This is a genomic window from Acidithiobacillus ferriphilus (assembly GCF_028215975.1).
In the GTDB taxonomy this organism is placed as follows: Bacteria; Pseudomonadota; Gammaproteobacteria; order Acidithiobacillales; family Acidithiobacillaceae; genus Acidithiobacillus; species Acidithiobacillus ferriphilus.
In genome coordinates, this window is sequence record NZ_CP116458.1 from 1,121,044 (window position 1) to 1,146,127 (window position 25,084).

The window sequence follows — 25,084 nt, forward strand, 5'->3', positions numbered from 1 at the left end:
TCTTGACAAGTCTTTTTTTACCCTGCTATAACGTTTTCTGGATAGAGTTGATGCGCAGTTATACCTAGTAACCGAGTCCATAACAGGAGAAAGAAATATGAATAAGTCGGAGTTGATCGAGAAGATTGCAGAAGAAGCCGGCGTGACTCGTGCTGCCGCTGGCCATACGCTGGATGCGGCAGTTAAGGTAATTACAGAGGCGTTGAAGGCTGGTAATCAGGTGACTCTGGTCGGTTTCGGTTCCTTCCTTGTTTCCAGCCGTGAGGCACGCAAAGGTCGTAATCCCGCCACCGGTGCAGAAATCATGATCGCCGCAAGTCGCACGCCTAAATTTAAGGCTGGTAAAGCACTGCGTGATGCAGTAAACTAGCGCGTCTGGTTTGGGCGGTTAGCTCAGTTGGTAGAGCGTCGGCTTTACACGCCGAATGTCGGGGGTTCGAGCCCCTCACCGCCCACCACAATTTTATTGGGGTGGTAGTTCAGTTGGTTAGAATGCCGGCCTGTCACGCCGGAGGTCGCGGGTTCGAGCCCCGTCCGCCCCGCCAATGCGAGTAAGGCGACCCTTGTGGGGCGCCTTTTTTTGTGTCTGTTTTTTGTATTAACGTGCGACACTGGAGTGGCCATTTATGGGTTCTAGAGAAGTTTCTTGATGGTGGAGCGCTAAATACAGGCCGCTTTACCTTGGTACTATAGCTTTGTGGAGATGTGCTTATGATGGATACATTTCGGAATTTCGGTCAGTCTTGGGTAGCCAAAATACTCATGATCTTAATCGCATTATCTTTCGTGCTCTGGGGCGTAAGCGGTTATTTATTCTCGGGGAACTCAAGTTCATCGGCCGTAGCGACGGTGGACGGCCAGAAGATCAGCGATACCGTATTTCAGAAACGTATGAAGGATGTTCAGGCACGTTATAATCATGTTTTTGGTGCAGCAACCGCAGCGAAGATGGTGGAGGATAAAAGCTTTGGGTTGGATGTGCTTAATGGTTTGATCAACAATATGCTTTTAGGCGCGGAGGCGCGGCGCCTGGGGTTACGGGTGCCCGATACCGTGTTGGCGAAAAAAATTGAATCCATTCCGGCCTTTCAAGAAAAGGGTGTCTTTTCTAAAAGTCATTATCAGAAATTGCTGGCGGCTAACGGAATGACACCAGCACAGTTTGAAGGCATGCTGCGCGAGAGTATGCGTATGGAGCAGTTGCAAGTTATCCCCCAGGCCATTGCTACGGCCTCGAATGCTGAGGCAACCAGGGTTTGGGCCTGGTCTCAGGAGTACCGCGATGTTAGTGCGGTAGATATCCGGGACGCTGACTTCGCGGCGGCAGCCAAGCCAACCAGTGCCGAGGTGGCCGCTTACTATCATGCCAACGTCGATCAATTCCAGTTACCCGCGCAGTTGCAAGTACAATATGTCGTGCTGGGGCCTAAAGATTTTGTCGGCAAGCGATTGTCGCCGACGAACCCCGCCAGCAATGTTTCCGCGGTGGCGGCCGAGCAGAGTGCGGTATCTTTTAATAGCCAGGCGGAAAACGCCTTCCAGGCTCAAGTGGAAAATTTTAAGGATCTCCTGTTTAGTAGCCCTGACGGTTTGGCTGCGGTTGCCAAGGCCTATAATCTGAAGATTCAAGATAGTGGTATGCTCACGGCTGGAAGGGTGCTCGCTCAGGGGCCTTTTGCGGACGCCAGAGCACTCGACCTTGCCTTCAGTAAGGCTGTGCTTGCCGGTAAAAATAGCACAGCGCTCAGATTGGCGAATGGTGATTTACTGGCTGTGCATTTGCTCCATTATACGCCGGGTAGCACGCAACCCTTGAGCGCTGTTGTGAGAAGCATTACTGCGAAGCTAACCGCTGCGAAGGCGAAAAAACTTTCTAAAAGCAAGGCGCAAGCGCTATTGGCGACAGCGCGGCAAGCAAAAGACATGAATGTGCTGACAGATGGCGGTGCCCATCCGCTGCACACTTATCTCGATATAACCCGGCGTAATGGACAGGGGCTGGATAATGCAGCGCTAGCGGCTGCTTTCACAACACCCGCACCAGTGGACGGAATCCCTTCTATGGATATGGTGAAGACGCCGTCAGGCTACCAGATTCTTGCGATCACCCATGTGACTGCCCCCTCGGCAGCGGCGATAAACCCCAAAGTGGCGGCGCAAATTCGCACGTCTCTGGAGGAACAAAGAAGTCGTTTGCTGTCGATAGCTTATCTGAAGGACTTGCGGGAGCATGCTAAAGTGGAAATCAATGACGCGCAGTTGGCCCAAATCGCTCATTGATCAATGACCGCCTGGAAATTTGCTATAAGTGCGAATCTCCATGTTGATGATTCAACTTGCTCGAAACCCGGGTCCAGATAGTGTTACCACCGAGCCATGAAAAGCCGATATAGCCGTATACCTTAAGTTCATGGGGATCTAAGGCCGTCAGCGTGCCATGAAAATAAGTGTTGCTGTTTGGGTCGTAAATGCGACCATGTGACCATTCCCCCGGACGCTTTGGTACGAAGTCGGCCAGAATTTGCGGCTGGCCCTTGGCGCGGGCCTGCTGCACAGTGTCTTGCAAGTGCCCGACGCTTTGCCCGAATAGCGCACCATTTTTCTCATAAATACGGATATAACCGTTGCCACCCGCGGTTCGCCACAGGCCAACAATACCCCGACCGTGCGTACTTGCGAAAGCGATGCTGGTGCTCCCCAGAAATAGCCCGATGATGTAGTAAGCAGTTAAAAGAGATTTCATTTTGTCAATCTTTCAGCCTTGTTGTACATGGTTGTTGCAAAATTTTAACAAAGTGGGGGCTGTCAAGCAAACGGATTGGATCGATAAATATAACTTATCCATTGAACGCGCTTAACTGCCAAGCCGCAGACAAAACTGAGGGGGCGCGGTCCTGAATCACCCTACTTGCATTACGTAGGGAAACTGTATAAAAATATAACCGTTATACGGTTTAGTATTCGCCGGTCCTCAGGAGATGCTGCATGGATGAACTCACCCTCCGGCAGGCCGAGATTCTCGCCTGGATTCGTGCCCGCATGGCAGAAGACAATCTGCCGCCCACCCGTGCTGAGTTGATGCGCGCTTTTGCCTTCCGTTCGCCCAATGCCGCCGAGAGTCATCTGCGGGTGCTGGCGCGCAAGGGATATATTTTGCTGCAGGGTGGTACCGCCAGGGGTATCCGCCTCTGTGCGAGCGCGGAGGAGGAAATCGGCTTACCATTGATCGGGCGGGTGGCGGCCGGACAACCCATGCTGGCTGAAGAGTTCCGCGAGGGGGCGTTGCCCGTCGATCCCCGGCTCTTTTCGCCAGGGGCTGATTATCTGTTGCGGGTGCAGGGGATGAGTATGCGTGACGCGGGTGTTCTCGATGGCGATATTCTCGCCGTTCGTCACGAGGCGGCACTTACGCTTCAGGATGGCCAGATGGTGGTCGCGCGGGTCAACGGTGAGGTGACGGTCAAACGCTGGAAGCGGGACGGTGATCAGGTCTGGCTGTTGCCGGAAAACCCCGAATTTTTGCCCATTTCGGTAGATTTGCAGCGTGACAACCTGAGGATCGAGGGTATTGTGGTCGGACTCTTGCGCATCGGAGGTAAGCTATGAATTCATCTGCGCATGGTGGTCGGCAAGCATGCTCTGGTGGCATGTTTTCTGACGGGAACCAATGTCTGGGTATGGGGCCCCTAGTGATTCAGGGCGACTTTAATGGATGGTGGTCGTCTGGCTTTTACTATGGGCACAGGTTTAGAATCCCAGCATATCGTCATTCGTCATTACATCTCACCAAAATATAAGGACGTATCCATTCATGGAGAAAAAATCCATTGCGTTGGCCGTGGCTCTTTTTATCATCGGCGGCCTTACCGGCGCTGTCGTGGACCGTTTTGCAATGCCCCAGATGGGAACGGAAGTCAGCCTTGGCGCCGCGGAAAGCTTGCTGGGATCCGTGACCCATGGGCAGGCCAAGGCTGAGAAGGTGTTCCCCGGCCCCGGTGGATTAACCGGGATCGAAGTGACTCTGGAAGGACGTCCGACCATTGCCTTTGCCACTGCGGATGGCAAATATCTGGTTGCCGGCCCGGTCCTGAATACGCAAGGTACGGACGAAGCGCATGCGGCGATGCTGAAGCTTGGTCTGATTCCCAAGCCGGCAAGCCCTGCGACCATGGCCGCAAAGGCTGCTCATACCGACAGCTTTGTGCTGGGCACCAGTGGACCTGAGGTGATCGCTTTTGTTGATCCTGATTGCATTTTCTGCCACAAGTTTTATGAAGAGGCTAAGCCACTGATTGACGCCGGCAAGCTCAGAGTGCGTTATGTGGTGGTGGCGTTCCTCAAAAAGAGCAGTGGTCCTAAAGCCGCTGCTATTCTTGGTGCCAAGGACCCCGCTATCGCTATGGCGGAAAACGAAAATAGCTTTAATGAGGGAACGGAAGAGGGAGGTATCGAGCCTGCTCGAAATCCCGGCATGGCCACCGTTAGCGCCGTAAAAAATAATACCAGGCTGCTCGGTGAGAGCGGTGAAATGGCTACCCCCACCCTGATCTACTGCGATCAAAAAGGTGCGGCCACCCTGATACATGGCTTGAACAAAGAAAGCCTCAAAAATTTTGTTGCACACATCGGTAACCTGCAAAATGGAGCATGCCAGAAGTGACCATATCCGGGACAAACGCAGTCGTGGTTCAGCGCGGCGATTACAAAGTACCTAGTTATCAGGTCTCTGAAATCGCCCTTGATCTGCGTTTGGACCCGGAAAATACTGAGGTGTCTGCCTGTCTTCATTTTCAATGCACCGCTACGGCGCCGGTTACCGAATTGCATCTGGACGGCGAGTCCCTGGAACTGTTGAATCTCCAGCGGGATGGCCGGACTCTGGCAGAGCATGAATATCGACTGACCGACGCGGGATTGGTGCTGTTGAATCCTCCGGAATCTTTCGTTCTGGAAAGCAGGGTACGCATACATCCTGCGGCCAACTCCACGCTTTCCGGCCTCTATCATGCGGGCGGGCAATTCTTGACCCAATGTGAAGCGGAGGGGTTCCGGCGCATTACCTACACCCTGGATCGTCCTGATTGCCTCGCCCGCTTCACGGTCACCCTGCACGCCCCACAAAAAAATTGCCCGGTGCTGCTCGCCAACGGCAACTGTATGGCCACGGGTGATGAGGAAGACGGCTGGCACTGGGCCCGCTGGGAAGATCCTTATCCCAAACCGGCATACCTCTTCGCCATGGTGGCTGGTGATCTGGCGGTGGTTCGCGATCAGTACCGTACCGCTTCCGGACGGGACGTGGTGCTGGAAATCTATGTGGCCGAACGTGACACCGGCGCCTGCGTCCAGGCCATGGACAGCCTCAAGCGCGCCATGCACTGGGATGAGGAGGTCTATGGTCGGGAATACGATCTGGACCGCTACATGATTGTTGCTACCGACAGCTTCAATATGGGCGCGATGGAGAATAAAGGCCTCAACATTTTTAATGCGAAATATGTGCTTGCCAGCCCGGAGACCGCTACGGACAACGACTATCAGGGCATTGAGTCAGTTATTGCCCACGAATATTTCCACAACTGGACCGGCAATCGGGTGACGTTGCGTGACTGGTTTCAGTTGAGTCTCAAGGAGGGCCTGACCGTGTTTCGCGATCAGGAGTTCAGTGCCGATCAGAATTCCCGCGGTGTTCAGCGCATCGGTGATGTGCGCCGTTTGCGCGCTGCCCAGTTCCCGGAGGATGCCGGCCCCCTTGCGCACCCGGTGCGGCCCGATGCCTATTCCGAAATCAATAATTTCTACACGGCGACGGTCTACGAAAAAGGCGCCGAACTGGTGCGGATGATCCACACTCTGTTGGGTAAAGCACAATTTCGCCAGGGCATGGATCTCTATTTTCAGCGACACGATGGTCAGGCGGTTACCATTGAAGACTTTGTCGCCGCCATGGAGGATGCCAACCAGCGCGATCTCTCCGGTTTCCGTCGCTGGTATAGTCAGGCGGGAACACCGATCCTGCGCGCGACCGGTAGCTATGATCCGGCCCGGCATAGCTATACCCTCACCCTGCGTCAGGAAACCCCGGCAACGCCTGGGCAGCCCGTTAAAGAGCCGGTACCGATCCCCGTGCGTATGGCGCTGCTCAACACCCAGGGGCAACGGGTCCCGCTGAATGGAACTGAGCGTGAAAGCATACTTTTACTGGAGCAGACTGAACAGTCATGGACTTTTGACAACCTGCCTGATCCAGTGATTCCCTCCCTTTTGCGCGGCTTCTCTGCACCGGTGCGCCTCGAAAGTCCGTTGGATGACGATGCCCGTAGTTTTTTGGCCAGCCACGATGATGACCCCTTCAATCGCTGGGAGAGTATCCAGGACCTTGCGGTAAAAGCCTTACTTGCCACCGTGGCTGATGCATCGCTTGCCTCACTGCCAGGCGCCCTGCGGCATGCTGTCGCGGCGACTTTAGGTGATGCACAGATAGACCCGGCCTTCCGTGCCGAACTGCTTTCACTCCCCAGCGAGGAGTATATCGGCGAGCAGATGCCAGTGATTGCCGTCGAAGCCGTTCACCACGCGCGCGACAGCTTGATGCGCACCATCGGTATGCAGTTCGTGCCCGAGTGGATGGGGTTGTATCACGATCTTGCCGCGACCTATCAGCGCGACGGTTTGTCTATCGGTCGTCGGCGTCTGCGTAACCTGGCCCTGAGTTATTTGATTGCCGGCGACCACGAAGGTCACGAGGAGATGGCCCTGTACGCCCGTCAGCAATATGCCCAGACCGATAACATGACGGACCGCTTGGCCGCTTTTCAGTTGCTGGTACAGCATCGCCACCATGATGCCGAGGATATCCTGCTCGACTTTTACCGAAAGTGGCATGAATACCCGCTGCTGATCGACAAATGGTTTGCGATACAGGCAGCCACGCCACGCCCGGAAACCTTGCGTCAGGTAGAGCATTTGCTCGTGCATCCTGCCTTTGATTGGCGGGTACCCAATCGGGTACGTGCAGTGCTTGGTGCTTTTGCCGCTAATCCCACGGTTTTCCATGCCGCAGATGGTTCGGGCTATGCCTTTTACGCGGAACAACTTCGTCGTCTTGACGATCTTAATCCACAGACGGCGGCGCGTCTGGCAACACCCCTGAGCCGTTGGCAGCGTTATGATGCTCCACGTCAACAGGCTATGGGCGAAGCCTTGAAAATGCTCGCGGGCAAGCCTAAGCTTTCCCGCGACTTGGCAGAAGTCATACAGCGTTCTCATCCCACTAAACATTAAATATATTCAAAGAGATAAGGAGACATAAAAGATGTCTATAGATCGTCAACTTGCCCTCTCCAGAGCATTCCTGCTGAAGGACGAAAACAGCCTGGATGCAGCAACAATGGCGGTTGCGGAGCAGTTAAGTGGCAAGATGAATCTCACGCTCGGCGAGGCGGTCAGTGTTCTGGGCAATAACCAGATCGCCGAGGTGGCGGGTTTCTTAAGCGAGAGTCTGAACTGTCAGCAACTGGAGCAGGTCTGCGACACTGACACTTATGATCTGGAGCAGGCGCGCGAGTGGGGAGTAACAGAACCGCAATATTGTCTGGCCCACGAAATTGCCTTGATTGCGCATATGACCGAACACAAGCGCGAGGGGTTGGATTAAATACTGACGGAATCAGCCCCACGGCCGTGGGGCGTTCTCCAGCCGCTCCCAATATCTGGAGAATTTTTTGCGTTGTCGGCTCTCCCGTGCATGGAGATAGCCCATCAGCATCCCCGCACTGAAAGCGAGCCCGTGCTTGCGGCTGGTAGCCAGTCCCGCCAGATGCTGTCCTGCCATATCGGCGTCATGGACAGCACCGGAGATTTCTTGTAGGGCTGACAGCAGTTTGAGCAGTGTTTTACTGTCTTTGCTGGGCCATATATCACCAAGGGCGATGATCACATAGCGCCAGTTCTTGATGCGTATGCGCAAAGCATGAAAACTGGTGGCGGTCTTGGCCGCGGCTCCCGCCGCCATTAATTGGCGATCCTGACGCCGCAGATGCATTTCTGCGTAGTGTTGTAGATCCTGATCACTGTATAGTGCTGCACGCAGCAGCCGTGCCCAAAGCTTCAGAATTGCGGCGACGCATTGGCCGAGATGGGCAGGTGTTGCCTCGGCTTGCTCTATCAACCAACTATGCAGCGGGATCACTTCGCTGCCCGTAGCCGTGGCCAACGCTTCCCAATACATGGCAAGCACTTCATGGTCACGTCGTATATTTTGTTGATGAAACCAGTCAGCCAATTCCTGAGCGGTGCTAGCGAGATGGTTGTCAGCATCCAGAGCCCGGCAGAAACGCAGCAGCGCGCGCAGGCTACGGACGGTTTTGCGCAACTGATGTAAGGTCTTCGTGCTATTATCGGCTGAATGTCGCCGGGCTTCGCTAATCGCTTGTTGACTTTGTTGGATCAGCAGGCGGCTGAATGCTTTTCCGGCATTTTCGTGGCGGCGTAGCGGTGGTGTTTGGTAGCGCGTCGCACCGACCTCGGCCGGTATCAGCCCGGCGAGATGCAAGCCCCGAAGCATCTTGCTTTCCCCATCGGGCAGCAGCGGCAGATCGAGGCACAGTTCCGCGCCCATCTCTAATACCGCGGCAGCCTCTCCTGCTGCCAATTCCAACTCTACTTCGAGAATAGGTTCACGTAAGCCGCCGTTGGCAACGATTTCTCCGCGATCCAGTGCGACCAGAATCTGGCTGCCGTCCACGCGATCCACCCGACTCTCCAGCCGTTCAAAACGGGTTTCGAGGATGACTTGCAAGACCAAACCCAAAAAGGGCGTGAGTAACGCCACAGCATCCGGGTCAGTAAACACCCGGAGATCAGCTTCGGAGGAGAATACGGTGACATTCCATTCGGGGCGCTGATGCAGTCCGCCAGTGGATTGACCTTCGGCCTTGAGGGTGGCCACCCACTCTTTCCCTTCTCGACGTACACGGTAGGCTAGCCGGGCGCGCTGCAAGGCGCCATCACGGCTATCATAATAGAAAGCGTGGAGTTGCAAAGGGGAAGTTGTACCCAGTGCCAGCAGAGGATGCTGACTGATTTTTGTCCAGGCGGCAGGGGACGGATCGAGTATCTGTAGTTTAAGCTCCTGTTCCACGCTTCCCCTCCAGTACAAAGCGCAGGAGCTGCGCCCATTGCGGTAATTCAGCGCGGGTTTCCGCCATCCTCAAATCCGCTATGCCCGCGCCCAGTTGCGCGGCTCGCACATAGAGTTGATTATCACGTAGGGTGGCCACCACCGGTAACTGCAAATCTGACAGAAATAGTTGCAGACGCTGTCCGCCCTTGGTACGCGCATTCACGCGGTTGGCAATAACGCCCATGCGCACCTTGCCTTTGCGAAATCGTTTGATATCATTCAGTTTTTCCAGGAAAAGACGGCTGGCGTCCATGTCAAAAGAAGAGGGACCGATAGGTATCAACAGCACCTCCACCTCATCAAGCATATCTTCCAGACGTCCTTTTTTCAGGCCAGCAGGGGCATCAAAGACGACGAAATCGCTCGTTGGATAACCACGGAAATCCCGATCAGCATCGGCAATGATGGACAGCTTTGGCAGTTGCTCCGACCGTCGCTCGGCCCAGGTGCTGGACGAGCGCTGCGGATCCAGGTCAGCGAGCAGTACCGAACCGCGCAGTGCCAGCAAACTGGCGAGGTTGGTGGCAACTGTCGTCTTGCCGGCACCTCCTTTGCTGTTGAGCACCAGTACCCGGATCACGACGAAACCTTGTCACACATGCTGGCTACTCCTGTCGTAGTGTTCCAGTAAATGATCCTGAGCTGATTTACAGGTGGCATCGGGGGGGTTACGCAGAAAATCATACGTACCATCGGCACGCATGACCCAAGCGTTACAGTCATCCTCCAGGTAGAGCTGAAGGGTTTCTTTGAGTATGCGTGCGCGCAAGTCGGGATCGAGAATGGGCACCGCGACTTCCAGACGGCGAAAGAGGTTGCGTCCCATCCAGTCGGCGCTCGACATCCAAAGCTTGGGATGTCCGTCATTCCCGAAGTAGTAGACACGGCTGTGTTCGAGAAAGCGACCGACAATGGAACGCACCCGGATACATTCAGAGACACCGGGTATGCCGGGACGTAGGGCACAGGCACCGCGCACCACCAAGTCGATTTCCACTCCGGCCTGGGAGGCCCGGTACAGGGCGCGAATCAGGTCTGGTTCGACCAGCGCATTCACCCGCGCGATGATGCGGCCTTTCACGCCGAGCCGGGTCTCTGCCTCAATGGCATCACATATCCCGCTGAACATGGTAAAGGGACTTTGCAGCAGGCAACGCAGTTGCGGTGCCTTACCCATGCCGGTGATGTGCATGAACAGATCGTTCATGTCGGCCGTGATGTCAGCATGTGTGGTGAGCAGGCTAAGATCGGTATAAATCCGCGCATTACGAGGATGATAATTGCCGGTACCCAGATGCCCATAGAGGCGAACCCCATCCTCCTCACGGCGTAGGACCAGGATCATCTTGGCATGTACCTTATGGTTGACCACGCCGTACACCACCTGTATACCCACTTCTTCCAGGCGCTCCGCCATGCGAATGTTATTGGCTTCGTCAAAGCGGGCCTTGAGCTCGACCACGGCAGTGACCTGCTTACCCGCCATTGCCGCTTCTATCAGTGCATCAATGATGGGAGAGTCCGGGGTGGTGCGGTATAACGTCTGTTTGATACCGATGACTTGCGGATCATTGGCCGCTTGGCGGAGAAAATCCAGTACCGGATTGAAGCTCTGGTAAGGGTGATGGAGGAGAATGGGTGCCTCGCGGAGTTGGGCAAATATATTCTCCGGGCGCATACAGACTGAGGGCAGGCCGGCTACAAAGGGTGGGAAGAGCAGATCGTGGCGAGGAACCATGTCGATGATGGCGGCCAGCCGTGATAGATTCACGGGACCCGGCAGCGAATACAGATTATCCTCACCAAGTTCAAAATGCTTCAAGAGGTAATCGATAACCTCGCGCGGACAGTTGCTGGCGACTTCCAGCCGTACCGCCTCACCAAAAGGACGCATCGGTAATTCATCAGCGATCGCATCGAGGAGGTTGTCCACCTCCTCTTCGTCCACGAAGAGTTCACTATTGCGGGTTACCCGAAATTGATAAAAACCTTGTATCGTCAGGCCCGGAAAAAGGGTTTGCACATGTTCGTGAATGATGGAGGAGAGAAACACGAAATCATGCGGACCGGCCAGGTGCGTTGGAATCTGGATGATACGCGACAATATCCGCGGTGCCTGCACGATGGCGATGGGGCTATGCCGCCCATAAGCATCCTGGCCCTCCAGGGCGATGGCAAAATTTAGTCCTTTGTTCTGTACCTTGGGAAAGGGGTGGGCTGGGTCAAGGCTCAAGGGGGTGAGCAGAGGGAGGACTTCACTCTGAAAATAGTTGCTGATCCAGCGTTTTTGCGCGGCCTGCCATTCGCGTCGACGCAACAGACGGATACCCTCTTGGGCCAGGGCAGGTATCAGCCGTTGGTTCAGGCAGTGATATTGCGCAGAGATAATCTCATGGGCCATTTCGGATACGGCTTCAATTTCGATATTTGGTCCGAGCATATCCGGCCCCGAAGGACCCGCACCAAATTTGCGCCGCTGCAGAAGCCCTGCCATGCGTACTTCAAAAAATTCGTCCAGATTGTTGGAGACGATGGTCAGATAACGTAAACGTTCCAGCAGGGGTACATGTGGATCATCCGCCAACGCGAGTACCCGGCGGTTAAATTCGAGGATGCTGAGGTCGCGGTTGAAGTAGAGATCGGGATTGTCCAGCGAGGGCGCCGCAGCAGATTTTTGCTGGGCAGGTGCTTCATTCATGTGCGTGTCCCATGCGTCGCTCTGCCGCAAACAGGGTATTCTGCAAGAGTGTGGCTACCGTCATGGGGCCGACCCCGCCAGGGACTGGAGTGATCCATGCCGCACGTTGCTCCGCACCGGCAAAGTCTACATCACCGGTCAAACGCCCATCTGGAAGACGATTGATGCCTACATCAATGACCACGGCTCCTTCACGAACCCACTCACCAGGTATCAGTCCCGGTTTGCCTGCCGCCGCGACGAGTAGTTCGGCGCGCCCCACATGGGCCGCAAGATCGCGGGTGAAACGGTGGCAGACGGTCGCCGTCGCCCCGGCCAGGAGGAGCTCCAGTGCCATAGGCCGCCCGACAATATTGGATGCGCCGACAATCACCGCTTCTTTCCCTCTGAGCTCTATGCCGGTTTTATGAAGCAATGTCATGATCCCGGCGGGCGTACAGGAGCGCAGCAGTGGCGCGCGCAGCGCAAGGCGGCCGACATTATAGGGGTGAAAGCCATCGACATCCTTGTCGACAGCAATGGCTTCAATGATTTCTTCAGGATCAAAATGCGGGGGCAGGGGCAACTGCACCAGAATGCCATCCACGGCATTATTGGCGTTTAATTCGGCAATATGGGCCAGGAGATGTTGTGGCGTGCTGTCTGCGGGAAGATTGGCAGAAAAAGAATTGATGCCTACTGAAGCACAGGTATTCCGTTTTTTTTGCACATAAACCTGAGACGCCGGATCGGTCCCGACCAGCACTACCGCAAGGCCAGGGGAGCGTCCATGACGCTGGAGAAAGGCTTGACTGCGATGGGTGACCTCCGCCTGTATTTTTTTGGCTATAGATTTGCCATCGATGCGTTGCGCAGTCACCAGGACCTCTTTGCCAAGGTCTCAATGCTCAGGAAGAATTTGTGACCCATGAAAAATTTACCTGTGTGCGAATGGCGAACCAGTCAACCCGGCAGGGAGCGGAAAATCGGATGTCCCCCAACAAGACTAGCGAGAATGTTTACCAGTATTCTTCTGGCCACCTTCCGTCTTGTCAAGTGAAAAAACCGGGATCCCAATCAGCACCCCGGTCAGCTCCATTGCGCCAAACAGCCTGCTTCCGTCAGACTTCCTGGGTGTTCCTGGGCGCGTGTAAATCCTTGGCGACCAGCATATACATGGCTGGCACCACGAAGAGCGAGAAGAAAGCGCCAATACCTAAGCCCGTAAAGATCACCAAGCCCATCTGGAAGCGACTGATCGAGCCAGGTCCGCCCGTTAGCAGCAAGGGTAGAACGCCCAGCACCATCGCCCCTGTAGTCATGAGGATGGGACGCAAACGAATGCTGGAGGCCTTCTGCACGGCTTCGCGCTTGTTGAGTCCTTCTTTCTTCTGAATTTCATTGGCGAACTGCACGATAAGAATGCCTTGCTTGGCGATCAGACCAATCAGTGTAATCAGCCCTAATTCTGTATAGATGTTGATGGAGGCCAGCCCCAGGCTGATGAAAATCAACGCACCACTGATGGACATGGGTACCGTGATCAGCACGATCAGCGGGTCGCGGAAACTCTCGAACTGTGCGGCCAGCAACAAATAAATCAGGATGATGGCCAGTGCAAAGGTGGTCAGCAATGCACCCGACTCTTGCATGTATTCACGAGATTGACTCGCATAGTTCAGAGAAAAATCCTTGGGCATGATTTTTTCTGCCGCAACCTTGAAGAACCGTAAGGACTCGCCCAAGGTAACGCCAGGCTTGGGCACCGCCTGAATGGTTGCCGAGTTGAGTTGCTGGAACTGTGGCAAGTATTGCGGTTCGACCTTGGTTTCAATGGAAACTACGGTAGATAAGGGTACCATCTGACCGCTACCGGTGGCGATGTAATATTGCTTCAAGGCGGCCGGATCGAGGCGGAAATGGTCCGGGACCTGGGGAATGACCTTGTAGCTGCGGCCTTCCATATCGAAACGATTAACATAGTTGCCGCCCAGCAGGGGCTGTAGATCCTGGGCGATGTTCGCCATGGTCAGCCCAAGGGTGGCGGCCATATTCCGATTGATCTTCAACACGATTTCAGGATTGTCGATACGCAAGTCCTTGGTGACATAGAAAAACAAACCGCTTTTGTAAGCTTTTGCGATCAATTGGCTAGCCACCTGATCGATTTTGCCGTAGCTGCCTGGACTCTGCAGCACAAATTGCACCGGCAGACCGCCTGCCGAACCGGGCAGAGACGGTGGTAAAAATGAGGCTACCTGGAGTCCCGGGACACTTTGCAGGGCGCGCTGGGTCTGTGGCTGCAATTGCATCGCCGTCGTGGAGCGTTTGTCCCAATTCGTCAGGTTCATGCCGGCGAACAGGCTGTTGGAGCCGCCGCCGCTGCCCACCGATATGCCGGTGACCATGAAGGTTGCCCTGGTTTCAGGATATTTATTCAACACCTTTAGAACCTGTTGTCCATCATTGGCCAGCCGATCCGGCGTAATGGTTGGGCCGCCCGTGCCGGCATTAAAAATGATGCCCTGATCTTCGGCTGGGGCCAATTCGGATTTCGAGGTGCTAAACAAAAAGTAGATACTTCCGAATACCACCGCGGCAAAGAGCATGGTGACCGGCACATAATTCAGTGTGTTACCTAAAATACGGTCGTAGAAATTGCGCAGACCAGTGAAGCGTTGCTCGATAAAGTGTTCAAAGCCATGTTCCCTGGTTGGGTGTAATATCTTACTGGAGAGCATCGGCGATAATGTGAGCGCTACGATCATGGACACTAGAACCGTAGCCACCAGCGTAAACGCGAATTCACTAAACAGACTGCCCGTCAGTCCTCCCATAAATCCGATGGGGGCGAATACGGCGATGAGCGTGGTGGACATGACGATGATCGGCCCTCCCAGCTCCCGTCCGGTCATTAAAGCCGCTGTAAAAGGGGTTTTCCCTTCATCAATATGCCGATGTACGTTCTCTACGATGATGATGGCGTCGTCCACCACCAGTCCGATGGCCAAAACCACTGCCAATAGGGTCAGCAGGTTGATGGTGAAGCCCATGAACCAGGTGATCAGGCCGGCGCCCACAATAGACAGGGGGATGGCGATCGCGGGTATGAGTACTGCACGGAAGGAACCCAGGAAGAGGAAAATGACCAGCACCACCACGGCAAGGGTAATTCCAATGGTCATGACGACTTCATCGATGGAAGCCTTGATGAAAGTGCTGGCGTCATAAGGAATGGCCATATGCACTCCGGGTGGCAGGCTTTTTGACAGTTGTGCCAACGATGCTTTCACCCCGGAAGCCACATTCAGAGAGTTGGCCGAAGGCGCCTCCTGAATACCGATAAATGCCGCTGGTTTGCCATCAAAAAAGGCCTGAGAGGTGTAATCCTGTGCACCGAGTTCGACTTTGGCTACGTCCTTGAGACGGATCAAGGTGTTGCCAGACTGGCGCAGAACCAGGTTGCGGAATTCGCCTACATTATGCAGATCGGTGGTCGCGACGATGGTGTTTTGGACCGTCTTTCCCCGTGTTTGTCCGACAGCGGAAATGAAATCGTTCGCGGCCAACGCTTGTGAAACCTGCGCGGCGGTAATGCCTAACGCCGCCATTTTCTGCGGATTCAACCACACCCGCATCGCGTAGGTATTCCCATTACCGGCGCCCGGTGGCAGGATCTGCGCTTCGCCTACGCCCGGTACCGAGGCCAGTCGCGGTTGTGCTACCCGCAGCAGATAGTCGGTAATTTGCTGCTGACTGAGTTCCTGGCTGTAGAAGGCGACATACAGCAGATCGGTCAGGTGACCATTCGTTACGCTGATGACCGGTAGTTGACTGCCAGCCGGTAACTGATCCGTTACCTGCTGCACTTTCGATTGGATGTTGGCGAGCGCTGCGTTGGGGCTGTAATTCAACCGCATGTACACGGTGATGGTTGAGGAACCGTCCGAGCTGTTGGCGGTCATGTAGTCTATATCTGGTGCGCTGGCGATCACTTTTTCCAGACGTGCGGTGATGAAGCCTTGTACGGTATTTGGGCTGGCGCCGGGGTATGCGGTCTTTATGCTGATGACCGTGTTGACGAGGGCCGGATATTCACGGACTGGCATCATCGAATAGGCGTGCAAACCCAGCAGAAAAATGACGAGGCTCAGGGCGGTAGACAGTACCGGGCGGCGAACAAAAATATCGGTAAAGGTCATGTTCTACGCCTCATGCATCTTTCTCGTTGCTGATCTTGACGAGACTGCCATCCACCAGTTTTACCTGCCCCGCAGTGACGACCATATCACCGGCCTTAAGGCCGGTGACGATGCTCACCTGTCCATTACGCTCCTTGCCGCTCTTGATGACTTGTTGATGAGCAACTTCCACGGTCTTGCCATCCTGCGTCGCCTTTTTAACCACATACACATAGTTGCCGAAGGTGTTATAAGAAAGAGCGGAGACGGGCACCGTCAACACTTTTTCTTCGATATTGCGGATTACGGTGATCTCGCCAAAAAGTCCGGGGCGCAATACACCTTGCGGATTGGCAATGGTGGCCTGCACCGCAATTTGCCGTGTCGCGCTGTTCACCGATGCTCCCAATGCGGTCACTTTTCCGTCGAAAATCTGACCCGGGCGTGCATTGGTTTCGACTTGCACCCGCGTGCCCACATGAATATCCCGTAGCTTACTTTGCGGTAAGGTGAAATCCGCATGGAGCGGATCCCAGGATTGCAGGTCGACAATCTTGGTGCCGGGTGTGAGATATTGCCCGATATTCACCTGGCGGATGCCCAGATAACCGCTGAAGGGCGCGCGGATGGCCAACTTGTTTAGTGTCGCACGAATATTTTTGAGCGTAGCCACGCTGCTTTGGTACGTGGCCACGGCGGAATCCAGTTGTGATTGGCTGGCGGCTTTGGTGGCAATCAGTTCGTGGGTGCGGTGTAGATTGATCCGTGCCAGACGAAGCTGTGCTTCATCGCTCGCCAGTTGTGCCAGCTGGTTGCTGTCGTCAATTTGCACCAGCACCGTGCCTGCCTGGACATAATGACCAGAACGAAAATGAATGGCGGTCACATTGCCGGCTATCTGCGGGGTGATCTCCACCCCTTGCACGGCCGTCAGAGAAGCTATGGCCTGCAGGCGAGGATGCCAAAGTTCTGTCTTGGCCGCAGTAGCGCTGACGGTCATGACGGGTTTTGGCAGGTGCGCCATGACCTCGGAAATCTTCTCGTTAACGAAGATCTTGAAGCCAAAAATACCTCCAAAAACAATGAGCAGGATGATGGTTACAATAATAAATGCTTTTTTCATGACCAGTCTCCACGGCGGATGGCTGTGCTGAATGCATGATTGCTCATGGGTTAGCCTGCGTTACCGGCAAGGTACCGGCATCTGAATGGGAATTTTGTGGGGCGCTGGCGGCGTGGGGGGCTCGGTGCCCCGGTTTGTTCCACCAGCCACCACCCAGAGCGACGAGCAGCGCCGCGGTATCCTGATAGCGCTGCGACTCGGCCTTGATTTCAGCAATCCGGGCATGGTCATACTGTACTTCGGAGGTCAGCAGGGTGAGATAATCAGAGGCTCCCGCCCGATAACTCGCCTGGGCCAACTGCAACGCCTGCGTGGCTGCCTGAAACGCCTCTCGCTGCGCCGCGAGAGTCTGTGCATCATGCTCCACCGCGCGCAAGGCATTCGCTACCTGATCAAAGGCGCTGAGCACCGTACTTCTGTAAGAGGCGTATACTACGTCATAAGCGGCGTGCGCTTCGGCTTTCTGCGCCTCCAATTTTCCGCCCTCAAAAATCGGTTGCGACAGGGCACCCACCAGGCTCCAGATGCTGCTCACCGGGTTGAAAAACAGCCCCGGGTGCGTTGCTGTGGCGCCGAACGCGGCGCTGAGTTGGACGGTAGGATAAAACTGCGCACGCGCCTCTCCGATCATCGCATTCGCCGCCCGCATCTGTGCGAGTGCGGCGCGGATATCCGGACGCTGCTTCAACAATTGCGAGGGGAGGCTGATCGGTAGTTTTTCCGGTAGTCGCAACTCTTCGAGGGTAAAGCTTTGGCGCCTGGCGTTCGCAGGAAAGTCTCCCACCAGAATGGCAAGTTCATGACGATAGATGGCAAGTTGCTGCTTCAGCGGCGGCAGAGTCGCCATTTCAGTGGCCAGTTGACTGCGTTGATTCACCACGCTGACATAGCCGATGGCTCCCGCCCGGTACTGGCTCTCGGTCAGTTGCAGAAGTTTCTTTTCCTGGGCAATGATGGCCACGGTGGCGCGAAGCTGACCTTCTGTCGCCGCCTCATTGACGGCGGTAGTGACAATGTTGCCGGTCAGAGTCAGCCGTGCCGCTTCCAGTTCCCACTGTTGATACTTCACCAAGGCTTCACTGTTGCGATACACTAGGCGGTTGACGCCGAAAATATCCGGGTAGTAGGTAACGCCGACGCTGCCGGTGATCAGGGAGTAGTGAAAACCGCCGCTCCTGCCAAAGGCTGCGGCGCTGGCCTTGCTGCGATTCGCCTGAAGATTGCCGGTTATCTGCGGGTAAAAAATGCTGCTATTCACTTTCGCGGTGGCCTGCGCTTCGCGCAGTTGCGCCTGTGCCTGGGCGATGGTCGGGCTGTTTTTCAGCCCGACGGCGATCAATTCGTCCAGCGCTTTGGCGTGAAAGAGCTTCCACCATTCTTCGTGGAGTTTTTTGCCATATTCCATCTCCTGAGCCTGGCCAGCAGGACCACCCCCGGGCGCTACCGTTTGTTTGATGCGCGCAGCAGCGGTATAGGGTGTTTTATCCAGTGGCGCTTGGGGAACACGCAGCGGCGGCTCGAAGCTGCAGGCCGCCAGACTCCCTGCCAGCACGGTAGCCAGTGCTGCGGCAATGGGTCTTGGCAATGGTTTTTGCACAGCAATACCTCTCACAGGCCTATACCGACCGGTCAGTATAATGGCGATAATTCCATCTGCTGTCAAACTTACCCGGCATTTTTCTCGTAGTAAACGCAGGGAGCCGGTTGCTGAGCGATGCGGGCAAAGATGCTCTTGATTTAGACAGGGTTTCACCGCATATTCAGATCACAACACTTTGGTTGGAGGAGCGTATGCAATTAAAATTTTTTGGACTCATTGCCATTGCCTTGATGCTGGTCGCACCGGCAGCGTGGGCTGAGCCGAGTGTAGCGCAAGTCACGCAGGCTGTGCAGGCGGGTCGTTTGGACCAAGCGCAGAGCATGATGCGGAAAGTATTGGTGGCACATCCGCAATCTGCAGAAGCGCAATATCTGGAAGCGCGTATTTTGGCGCGTCAGGGTAACTGGGCCGGGGCGGCAGCGGCCTTGCAGAAATCGGAGCAACTTGCGCCCGACATGCCCTTTGTGAAAGCGCAAGTGCTGACCTCCTTTAAGAAATCATTGCAGAGTCATGTGAATAAACCGATTGGTAAGGTCAGCAAAGAAAGTCACTGGGGTACAGTGCTGGCGTTTTTCCTGGGGCTCGTCGCGTTCATTGCGCTGATATCCATGTTCTTGCGCCGCCGCCAGCAGGCGAGCATGATTTATCGTGGACAGCCTTCCGCGCCTTTCGGGGGCATGAACGGTTATGGTCCCATGAACCCCGGTGGGGCCATGGGCGGCATGCCGCAGCAGGGGGGTGGGCTGGGGTCCAGTCTGGCTTCCGGGATTGCCACTGGTGTTGGTGTGGGCGCCGGACTGGCAGCCGGGCAGGCACTGGCAGGAAGTCTGTTTGGACACGACAACGAATCGGGTAATGCAGTCGGTGATGGCAGCGACGATGACCTGGGTTTGACGGACGATTCTTGGGGCAATGACCAGTTGGCGTCCAATGACGACTTCGGGCTGGATGACGGCGGAGACAACTGGGGCTAAGCCAGTTGCTTTGCGCAATCGGAGGGGCATCACTGTGATGCCCCTTTTTAATGTCCGTTCAAGGGGTTATGGTAGCGGGTAACCGAGTTTGCGCAGCCCTCGACAGAGGGCGATCAGTGGCAAGCCCATCAATGCATGGGGGTCTTCTCCTTCCATGCGCTTCACCAGACTGATGCCCAGCCCCTCGGAGCGGAAACTTCCGGCGCAGTCCAGTGGCTGATCTCGCGCCACATAGCGCTCAATCTCTATGCTCGTTAGAGGGCGCAGGACGATCCGATAGGGCACTAGAAATATTTCTGTGCCGGATGCGGCGGCAATGGCAATGCCGTTGAGAAATTCGACGGCCTGACCCTGCATCCAGCCCAGTTGTTCCACGGCCCGTTCGGCATTCCCCGGTTTGCCGAGCATGCGGGTACCACAGACCGCCATCTGGTCGGCGCCGATAACTACTGCCTGGGGATTGCGGTGTGCCACGGCCTGCGCCTTGGCCTCTGCCAGCCGACAGACGAGGGCCTCTGGCGCCTCGTCCGGTAATGGGGTTTCATCGATCGCCGAAGCTTCCACGCGGAATGGAATTTGCAGACGTTGCAACAATTCCTGGCGGTAAGGGCTGGCGGACGCGAGGATTAATTCTGGCAGAGACACGCACCTCCTCCTTATCCGGTGTTGCGTTGTCCGGCAGAAATGGCATTGATGGTGCGCAACAGGGGGTCCAGCCATATCTCGCGGAACTCGGGCGGTGCGTCATCGTTGCGATAACGGTGCAGCAAGGCGAGTTGAATATGGTTGAGTGGCTCCATGTAGACATTTCGTCGCTGTAGGGAAAACGCCAAGGTCGGATTGTCGGCGAGTAGTTGCTTTGATTCGGTCATGGCGAGCACCTCGGCCAAGCTGCGCTCGAATTCGGCACGAATTTTCTGATATATTCCGGCAGCAATCTCCTGATCTCTGGGTAAACCGGCATATTCGCCGGCGATAGCCATATCCGTTTTGGCCATGGCCATGATGATATTGCTCATGAGTGCCCGAAAGAATGGCCACTGTTGGTACATATCCTGTAAAACTTGCAAGCGCTCCGGCTTGTCCTCCCGCCACTGGGCGAGTGCCGAACCCAGTCCATACCAGGCCGGCAGAATATGCCGCGATTGGGCCCAGGCGAAAATCCATGGGATAGCTCGGATAGAAGACATGGAACGATCCCCTCGTTGGCGATGGGAGGGACGCGACCCGATGTTCATGTGGGCGATCTCGTTAAGCGGGGTGGCCTCGTAGAAATAATCCATAAAGCCCGGCGTGTTTTCAGTCAGGTCACGGTAAACCGCCTCTCCGGTGCGGGTTAGCTCCGTCATAATCCGCAGGTGGTCCGGGTTGTCACTAGATACGGACCGAACCAAACCAACGCTCGCCTTGATGAGACCGGCCGCGCCCACGGTCAATTCATAAATCGCCGTCTCCAGATTGGCATATTTAAAGGAGAGCACCTCTCCCTGCTCGGTGATTTTGATCTGTCCACGCACCGTATCCGGCGGTTGGGCCAGAATGGCCTCGTAGGTGGGGCCGCCGCCGCGCCCCACGCTGCCGCCGCGGCCGTGGAAGATACGCACCTGAATCCGGCGTTTGTCTGCCAGGGCAGCCAGTCGCATTTGCGCCTGATACAGGAACCAACTGGAGGAGAGAATGCCGCCATCCTTGCAGGAGTCCGAATATCCCAACATGACCTCCTGGGTGTCGTCCTGACTGCGGAGGATTTCGGTATAAACCGGGTTGTCCAGCAAGGTGGACATCACCGTGTCCATGCGTTCGAGATCGTGGATGGTCTCAAAGAGTGGCGTGACGGCAATCTCACTGTAGAGCCCTTGTCGTGACCAACCGGCCAGGCCGAACTCTTTGGCGAGGACCAGCACTTCCATGATGTGGCTGGCCTCGTGTGTCATGGAGATCACATAATTGCCGAAACCGGCTGCGCTGACTTCACGACGCAACTGGGCGATGCAACGGAACATGGCGCAGGTCTCGGTCGCCATTGGCGACAGATCGGGCTGTTTTTCTACCAGCGGACCAGGTCGGCGCAGCGCTTCCGAGAGCACCAGCAGGCGAGTTTCTTCCGGCAGTTCCAGGTAGTTGGCGAAGCTGGGCACGGCTGCGAAAAGCTCAGCGATGGTGCGGGAATGTACGGTGGATTCCTGACGAATATCCAGGTTGGCCAGATGAAAACCGAAGGTTTGAACCAGCCAGATGATGTCTTGCACCTCGTGATCGGCGATGTAGTCATCATTATGGCCCCGCAAGGAGTCGCGCACGAGCAGAAGATCGTCGAGGAAATCTTCCGCGGCGGCATAAGCCGGACCAGAGGATTCGTTGAGGACCTGACCATTTTCCAACTGCCGGAGCCGCAGATCAAGGCGCGTCATCACGTAGCGCAGTTTGCGCCGATAAGGCTCGCTGGGAAAGCGTTGATCCACCCATTCGGCGAGTTCCGGGAAGTCATCGGCATCACGTTCCAGGGAGGCCAGCAGGATGGGAGAAATGGCGCAGAAACGGCTGGAATGCCCGAGCAGTTGGTAGAGATCGTTTAAGCGTCGCTGATATTCACGCAACACTTCGATACTTTGGGTACGCAAGGCCCAACCGGTAATGGCCGCCGTCACATTGGGATTGCCATCGCGGTCACCACCGATCCAGGAGCCGAAGCGGATGAAAGCCGGGATGTCGATATCGTCATTGCCAAAGACCCGTCGCGCCGCACGCCGCGCCGCCTGATAGGTGCGCGGTACCGCTTCAAAGAGGCTATCGCGGAAGTAGAAAAGGCCATTCTCGACCTCATCTTGCACCTGTGGTCGGTTGGCACGCACCTCCTCGGTTTCCCAGAGAATCTGGATTTGCGCCTTTAAATTGTCGAGAACATCTTGTTCTTCCTCATCATTGAGCGATGGGTCGTCGAGCATCTTGCTGGCTACAAAGATGCGGCGTAAACCATGAAGTACCGTCCGTCGCTTGGATTCGGTGGGATGTGCCGTGAATACCGGCAGGTAGCGCGTCTGATCCAAGAGAAATTGTATTTGCCCGGAGTTGATACCCTGGTTTTGCAGTTCGCGGAAGGTTTCTTCGAAAGAACCGACCCACAGCCCATCCTTCTTTTGTAGCAAGCGGCGGCGATGCAGGTGCTGGAACTCTTCTTCCGCAATGTTGACCAAGCTAAAGTAGGTATTGAATGCGCGTATCACCAGCACGAGATCATCTTGGGGCAGCGCATCTATGAAGCGCGCGAGACGACTACGCAGGCGGAGATCCTCTTTTTTGTGCAAACGGATGTATCCCTGGCGAAGCTGTTCTACGGCGTTGAATACCCGGGCTCCGGCTTGCTCGCGCAGGACTTCGCCCAGCAAATTGCCGAGCAGCTTGACGCGGGCGCGGAGCGCCTTGTCATTGATGGTCGTTTTTTCCACGGTTCCGTCTCCTCTTATTTGGTGCCACATCAGGGGCGATGACCACCGGGTCGTCCACTGACAACTAGGGGTGCCTGGGGCTGTCTGGCTTTGCATCTAACGTAATGGGAAGCGTGCGACAGGTCAATTCATGACAAAAGCTGATTGCCGCTTCGCTCTGGGCAGATGTACTGTGTCGCGGCTGCACAAGCATGGCATTTGCTTTGTTTTTGAGTTAGTCTAATTGCCCTGCAGTGCAAGGAGTCCCACAGGCTTTTTCACTACCCTAGAAGCGCCATGAAGCTATAGTTCAAGGAGATAAAAAATGGCCGGACAACAAAAAGGACAAGTCCTTCAGGATCCTTTTCTCAACCTGTTGCGTAAAGAGCACGTTCCTGTCGCCATCTATCTGGTGAATGGTATCAAGCTGCAAGGCTTTGTGGAGTCCTTTGACCAGTTCGTTGTATTGCTGCGCAACAATGTGAGTCAGATGATTTACAAACACGCCATTTCTACGGTGGTTCCCGGTCGCGATGTGCGTTTGCCCTTGCCAGAAGGTGAAGGCGAGAGCAGTACGGAAGAAGAGGCCTGATTCTGACGAATACCGCAGTTGCTGTAGCCGCTCCTCAGGAGCGGATTTTGCTCGTCCATGTGGTATTACAGGGTGAGACTGATCCCGACGATGGGGCAGAGTTTTCACATTTGGCCACAGACAGCGGCGCGGAGGTGTTGGCATTCCTTTCCGTGCAGCGCGATCGTCCCGACCCGGCGACTTTTCTGGGGCGTGGCAAGGTAGCCGAACTGGCGGAGCAGGTTTCCGACTTGTCTGTAGACCTCGTGCTCTTCGATCGGGTCCTGAGTCCTGTGCAGGAGCGCAATCTGGAGTGCGCCCTCCAGTGCCGGGTCGTCGACCGGGTGGGTCTCATCCTCGATATTTTCGCGCGACGAGCGCATACCCATGAAGGCAAATTGCAAGTGGAATTGGCGCAGTTGACACGCTTGCGGACACGCCTCATCCGCGGTTGGACCCATCTGGAGCGCCAGCGCGGCGGCATCGGATTGAGAGGTCCGGGTGAGACACAATTGGAAACGGATCGTCGTCTCATCGGCGAGCGTATTCGCTCCCTGCGCGAACGTCTGGTCAAAGTGGCTGCGCATCGGGCAACCCAGCGGCGGGCGCGTCAGCGGGCACCACTACCAACGGTCGCTTTGGTCGGCTATACGAATGCCGGCAAGTCCTCCCTCTTCAATACCCTCACGGAAAGTTCCAGTTACGCCGCTGATCGCCTTTTTGCGACCCTCGATCCCGCCATACGGCGTTTGCAAATTGCGGGGCACGAAGCCATTCTCCTGGCCGACACCGTCGGTTTTTTGCGTGATTTGCCGACGGATTTGATCGCCGCTTTTCGTGCGACTTTGGAAGAGGTGAACCAAGCGCAGTTACTTCTCCATGTGGTAGACGGGAGCGCTCCCGACCGTGATGCTCAAATTGCCGCGGTGGATGCGGTTTTGACAGAAATCGGCGCAGATGAGATCCCTCGTCTGTTGGTGCTCAACAAGGTGGATTTGACAGGAGATGCGCCAGGAAATGTATATGAAGGCTCTGGCAACCTGATGGCGGTGCGTGTCAGCGCCCGCTCTGGTGCCGGTATACCCGAGTTGCTGCGGGCGATGACGCAGCGTGTGGGGCGATCCATGCTACGTGCAGAACTGACGTTGACGCCTGAAGAGGGTGCCTTGCGTGCCCGCTTACATCGCGTGGCCAGTATTGTTGAGGAAAGCTTTGATGATCAGGGCATGGCACATCTGATTTTTGATATTGATGACCTCACTTGGCGGCGCATGCGTGCGCAAATGCACAGTAGCGGTTGTCAGGCGATGGATGCGCCCCCTACAATACCGACCGATGGCTGAGGAAGG

19 protein-coding genes and 2 tRNA genes are annotated in these 25,084 nt (G+C 55.6%); 11 read left to right on the top strand and 10 right to left on the bottom strand.

The window, feature by feature from the left end; translation table 11 throughout:
• The first annotated feature begins 97 nt into the window (after window positions 1–97).
• The 4 genes from PJU76_RS05510 (at window position 98) to PJU76_RS05525 (ending at window position 2,280) form a co-directional block, all read left to right on the top strand.
• Complete coding sequence (locus PJU76_RS05510; protein WP_215850162.1) at window positions 98–370, top strand: HU family DNA-binding protein; 273 nt, start codon at window positions 98–100, stop codon at window positions 368–370.
• A 12-nt stretch (window positions 371–382) separates the two neighbouring features.
• Window positions 383–458: transfer RNA gene (locus tag PJU76_RS05515), tRNA-Val, on the top strand.
• A gap of 10 nt (window positions 459–468) precedes the next feature.
• Window positions 469–545 (top strand) — tRNA-Asp (locus PJU76_RS05520).
• Window positions 546–711: 166 nt separating this feature from the next.
• A complete protein-coding gene (locus tag PJU76_RS05525) occupies window positions 712–2,280 on the top strand; it encodes a SurA N-terminal domain-containing protein (RefSeq protein WP_271780813.1) in 1,569 nt (522 codons plus the stop codon).
• Between the two features lie 22 nt (window positions 2,281–2,302).
• Here PJU76_RS05525 and PJU76_RS05530 read toward each other — a convergent pair whose 3' ends face one another.
• A complete protein-coding gene (locus PJU76_RS05530) occupies window positions 2,303–2,743 on the bottom strand; it encodes a DUF2147 domain-containing protein (protein WP_271780814.1) in 441 nt (146 codons plus the stop codon).
• A 242-nt stretch (window positions 2,744–2,985) separates the two neighbouring features.
• On the opposite strand from PJU76_RS05530, the gene lexA reads away from it, so the two are divergent.
• From lexA to PJU76_RS05550, 4 genes are all read left to right on the top strand, one after another.
• A complete protein-coding gene (lexA, locus tag PJU76_RS05535; protein WP_064219441.1) occupies window positions 2,986–3,606 on the top strand; it encodes a transcriptional repressor LexA in 621 nt (206 codons plus the stop codon).
• A 205-nt stretch (window positions 3,607–3,811) separates the two neighbouring features.
• Complete coding sequence (gene dsbG, locus PJU76_RS05540; protein WP_271780815.1) at window positions 3,812–4,660, top strand: thiol:disulfide interchange protein DsbG; 849 nt, start codon at window positions 3,812–3,814, stop codon at window positions 4,658–4,660.
• Window positions 4,648–7,284, top strand: a complete 2,637-nt coding sequence (pepN, locus tag PJU76_RS05545) for an aminopeptidase N (protein ID WP_271780816.1) — start codon at window positions 4,648–4,650, stop codon at window positions 7,282–7,284. Before dsbG ends, pepN begins: the two co-directional genes overlap by 13 nt.
• Before the next feature lie 31 nt (window positions 7,285–7,315).
• Window positions 7,316–7,657 carry a hypothetical protein gene (locus tag PJU76_RS05550; protein WP_064219443.1) on the top strand — a complete coding sequence of 114 codons (342 nt, stop codon included), beginning with the start codon at window positions 7,316–7,318 and terminating at the stop codon, window positions 7,655–7,657.
• Window positions 7,658–7,669: 12 nt separating this feature from the next.
• On the opposite strand, the gene PJU76_RS05555 is transcribed toward PJU76_RS05550, so the two are convergent.
• The 7 genes from PJU76_RS05555 to PJU76_RS05585 all read right to left on the bottom strand — a co-directional run bounded on the left by PJU76_RS05555 (window position 7,670) and on the right by PJU76_RS05585 (window position 18,762).
• Window positions 7,670–9,142 (bottom strand): CYTH and CHAD domain-containing protein, encoded by a 1,473-nt coding sequence (locus PJU76_RS05555; protein ID WP_271780817.1) that lies wholly within the window; start codon window positions 9,140–9,142, stop codon window positions 7,670–7,672.
• A complete protein-coding gene (locus PJU76_RS05560; RefSeq protein ID WP_271780818.1) occupies window positions 9,126–9,764 on the bottom strand; it encodes a ParA family protein in 639 nt (212 codons plus the stop codon). The genes PJU76_RS05555 and PJU76_RS05560 overlap by 17 nt, the downstream gene beginning before the upstream one ends.
• A 12-nt stretch (window positions 9,765–9,776) precedes the next feature.
• Window positions 9,777–11,882: a polyphosphate kinase 1 gene (gene ppk1, locus PJU76_RS05565; RefSeq protein WP_271780819.1), complete on the bottom strand. Its 2,106-nt coding sequence runs from the start codon at window positions 11,880–11,882 to the stop codon at window positions 9,777–9,779.
• Window positions 11,875–12,741 carry a bifunctional methylenetetrahydrofolate dehydrogenase/methenyltetrahydrofolate cyclohydrolase FolD gene (gene folD, locus PJU76_RS05570; protein ID WP_271780820.1) on the bottom strand — a complete coding sequence of 289 codons (867 nt, stop codon included), beginning with the start codon at window positions 12,739–12,741 and terminating at the stop codon, window positions 11,875–11,877. Before folD ends, ppk1 begins: the two co-directional genes overlap by 8 nt.
• 241 nt (window positions 12,742–12,982) lie before the next feature.
• Window positions 12,983–16,063 (bottom strand): efflux RND transporter permease subunit, encoded by a 3,081-nt coding sequence (locus PJU76_RS05575; protein WP_271780821.1) that lies wholly within the window; start codon window positions 16,061–16,063, stop codon window positions 12,983–12,985.
• A gap of 10 nt (window positions 16,064–16,073) precedes the next feature.
• Window positions 16,074–17,165 (bottom strand): efflux RND transporter periplasmic adaptor subunit, encoded by a 1,092-nt coding sequence (locus PJU76_RS05580; RefSeq protein WP_271780822.1) that lies wholly within the window; start codon window positions 17,163–17,165, stop codon window positions 16,074–16,076.
• A gap of 43 nt (window positions 17,166–17,208) precedes the next feature.
• On the bottom strand, window positions 17,209–18,762 hold the full coding sequence (locus PJU76_RS05585; RefSeq protein ID WP_271780823.1) for an efflux transporter outer membrane subunit: 1,554 nt from the start codon (window positions 18,760–18,762) through the stop codon (window positions 17,209–17,211).
• 194 nt (window positions 18,763–18,956) lie between these two features.
• Between PJU76_RS05585 and PJU76_RS05590 the strand changes: the two genes are divergently transcribed.
• Window positions 18,957–19,739, top strand: a complete 783-nt coding sequence (locus PJU76_RS05590; protein ID WP_271780824.1) for a tetratricopeptide repeat protein — start codon at window positions 18,957–18,959, stop codon at window positions 19,737–19,739.
• A gap of 66 nt (window positions 19,740–19,805) precedes the next feature.
• Here PJU76_RS05590 and PJU76_RS05595 read toward each other — a convergent pair whose 3' ends face one another.
• Together PJU76_RS05595 and ppc are read right to left on the bottom strand one after the other, a co-directional pair.
• A complete protein-coding gene (locus PJU76_RS05595; RefSeq protein ID WP_271780825.1) occupies window positions 19,806–20,384 on the bottom strand; it encodes a Maf family protein in 579 nt (192 codons plus the stop codon).
• Window positions 20,385–20,395: 11 nt separating this feature from the next.
• Window positions 20,396–23,185 (bottom strand): phosphoenolpyruvate carboxylase, encoded by a 2,790-nt coding sequence (ppc, locus tag PJU76_RS05600; RefSeq protein ID WP_271780826.1) that lies wholly within the window; start codon window positions 23,183–23,185, stop codon window positions 20,396–20,398.
• A gap of 304 nt (window positions 23,186–23,489) precedes the next feature.
• Here ppc and hfq point away from each other — a divergent pair, with 304 nt between their 5' ends.
• Together hfq and hflX are read left to right on the top strand one after the other, a co-directional pair.
• Complete coding sequence (gene hfq / locus PJU76_RS05605; protein ID WP_064219824.1) at window positions 23,490–23,756, top strand: RNA chaperone Hfq; 267 nt, start codon at window positions 23,490–23,492, stop codon at window positions 23,754–23,756.
• Between the two features lie 47 nt (window positions 23,757–23,803).
• Window positions 23,804–25,078, top strand: coding sequence for a ribosome rescue GTPase HflX (gene hflX / locus PJU76_RS05610; protein WP_271780827.1), 1,275 nt, complete (start codon window positions 23,804–23,806; stop codon window positions 25,076–25,078).
• Window positions 25,079–25,084 lie beyond the last annotated feature (6 nt).

Coding starts and splice junctions, on each gene's coding strand:
- ppk1 (WP_271780819.1), bottom strand. CDS start 11,882: ATGAATGAAGCACCTGCCCAGCAAAAATCTGCTGCGGCGCCCTCGCTG.
- PJU76_RS05510 (WP_215850162.1), top strand. CDS start 98: ATGAATAAGTCGGAGTTGATCGAGAAGATTGCAGAAGAAGCCGGCGTG.
- dsbG (WP_271780815.1), top strand. CDS start 3,812: ATGGAGAAAAAATCCATTGCGTTGGCCGTGGCTCTTTTTATCATCGGC.
- PJU76_RS05530 (WP_271780814.1), bottom strand. CDS start 2,743: ATGAAATCTCTTTTAACTGCTTACTACATCATCGGGCTATTTCTGGGG.
- PJU76_RS05550 (WP_064219443.1), top strand. CDS start 7,316: ATGTCTATAGATCGTCAACTTGCCCTCTCCAGAGCATTCCTGCTGAAG.
- PJU76_RS05525 (WP_271780813.1), top strand. CDS start 712: ATGATGGATACATTTCGGAATTTCGGTCAGTCTTGGGTAGCCAAAATA.
- PJU76_RS05580 (WP_271780822.1), bottom strand. CDS start 17,165: ATGAAAAAAGCATTTATTATTGTAACCATCATCCTGCTCATTGTTTTT.
- PJU76_RS05575 (WP_271780821.1), bottom strand. CDS start 16,063: ATGACCTTTACCGATATTTTTGTTCGCCGCCCGGTACTGTCTACCGCC.
- pepN (WP_271780816.1), top strand. CDS start 4,648: ATGCCAGAAGTGACCATATCCGGGACAAACGCAGTCGTGGTTCAGCGC.
- hfq (WP_064219824.1), top strand. CDS start 23,490: ATGGCCGGACAACAAAAAGGACAAGTCCTTCAGGATCCTTTTCTCAAC.
- PJU76_RS05590 (WP_271780824.1), top strand. CDS start 18,957: ATGCAATTAAAATTTTTTGGACTCATTGCCATTGCCTTGATGCTGGTC.
- lexA (WP_064219441.1), top strand. CDS start 2,986: ATGGATGAACTCACCCTCCGGCAGGCCGAGATTCTCGCCTGGATTCGT.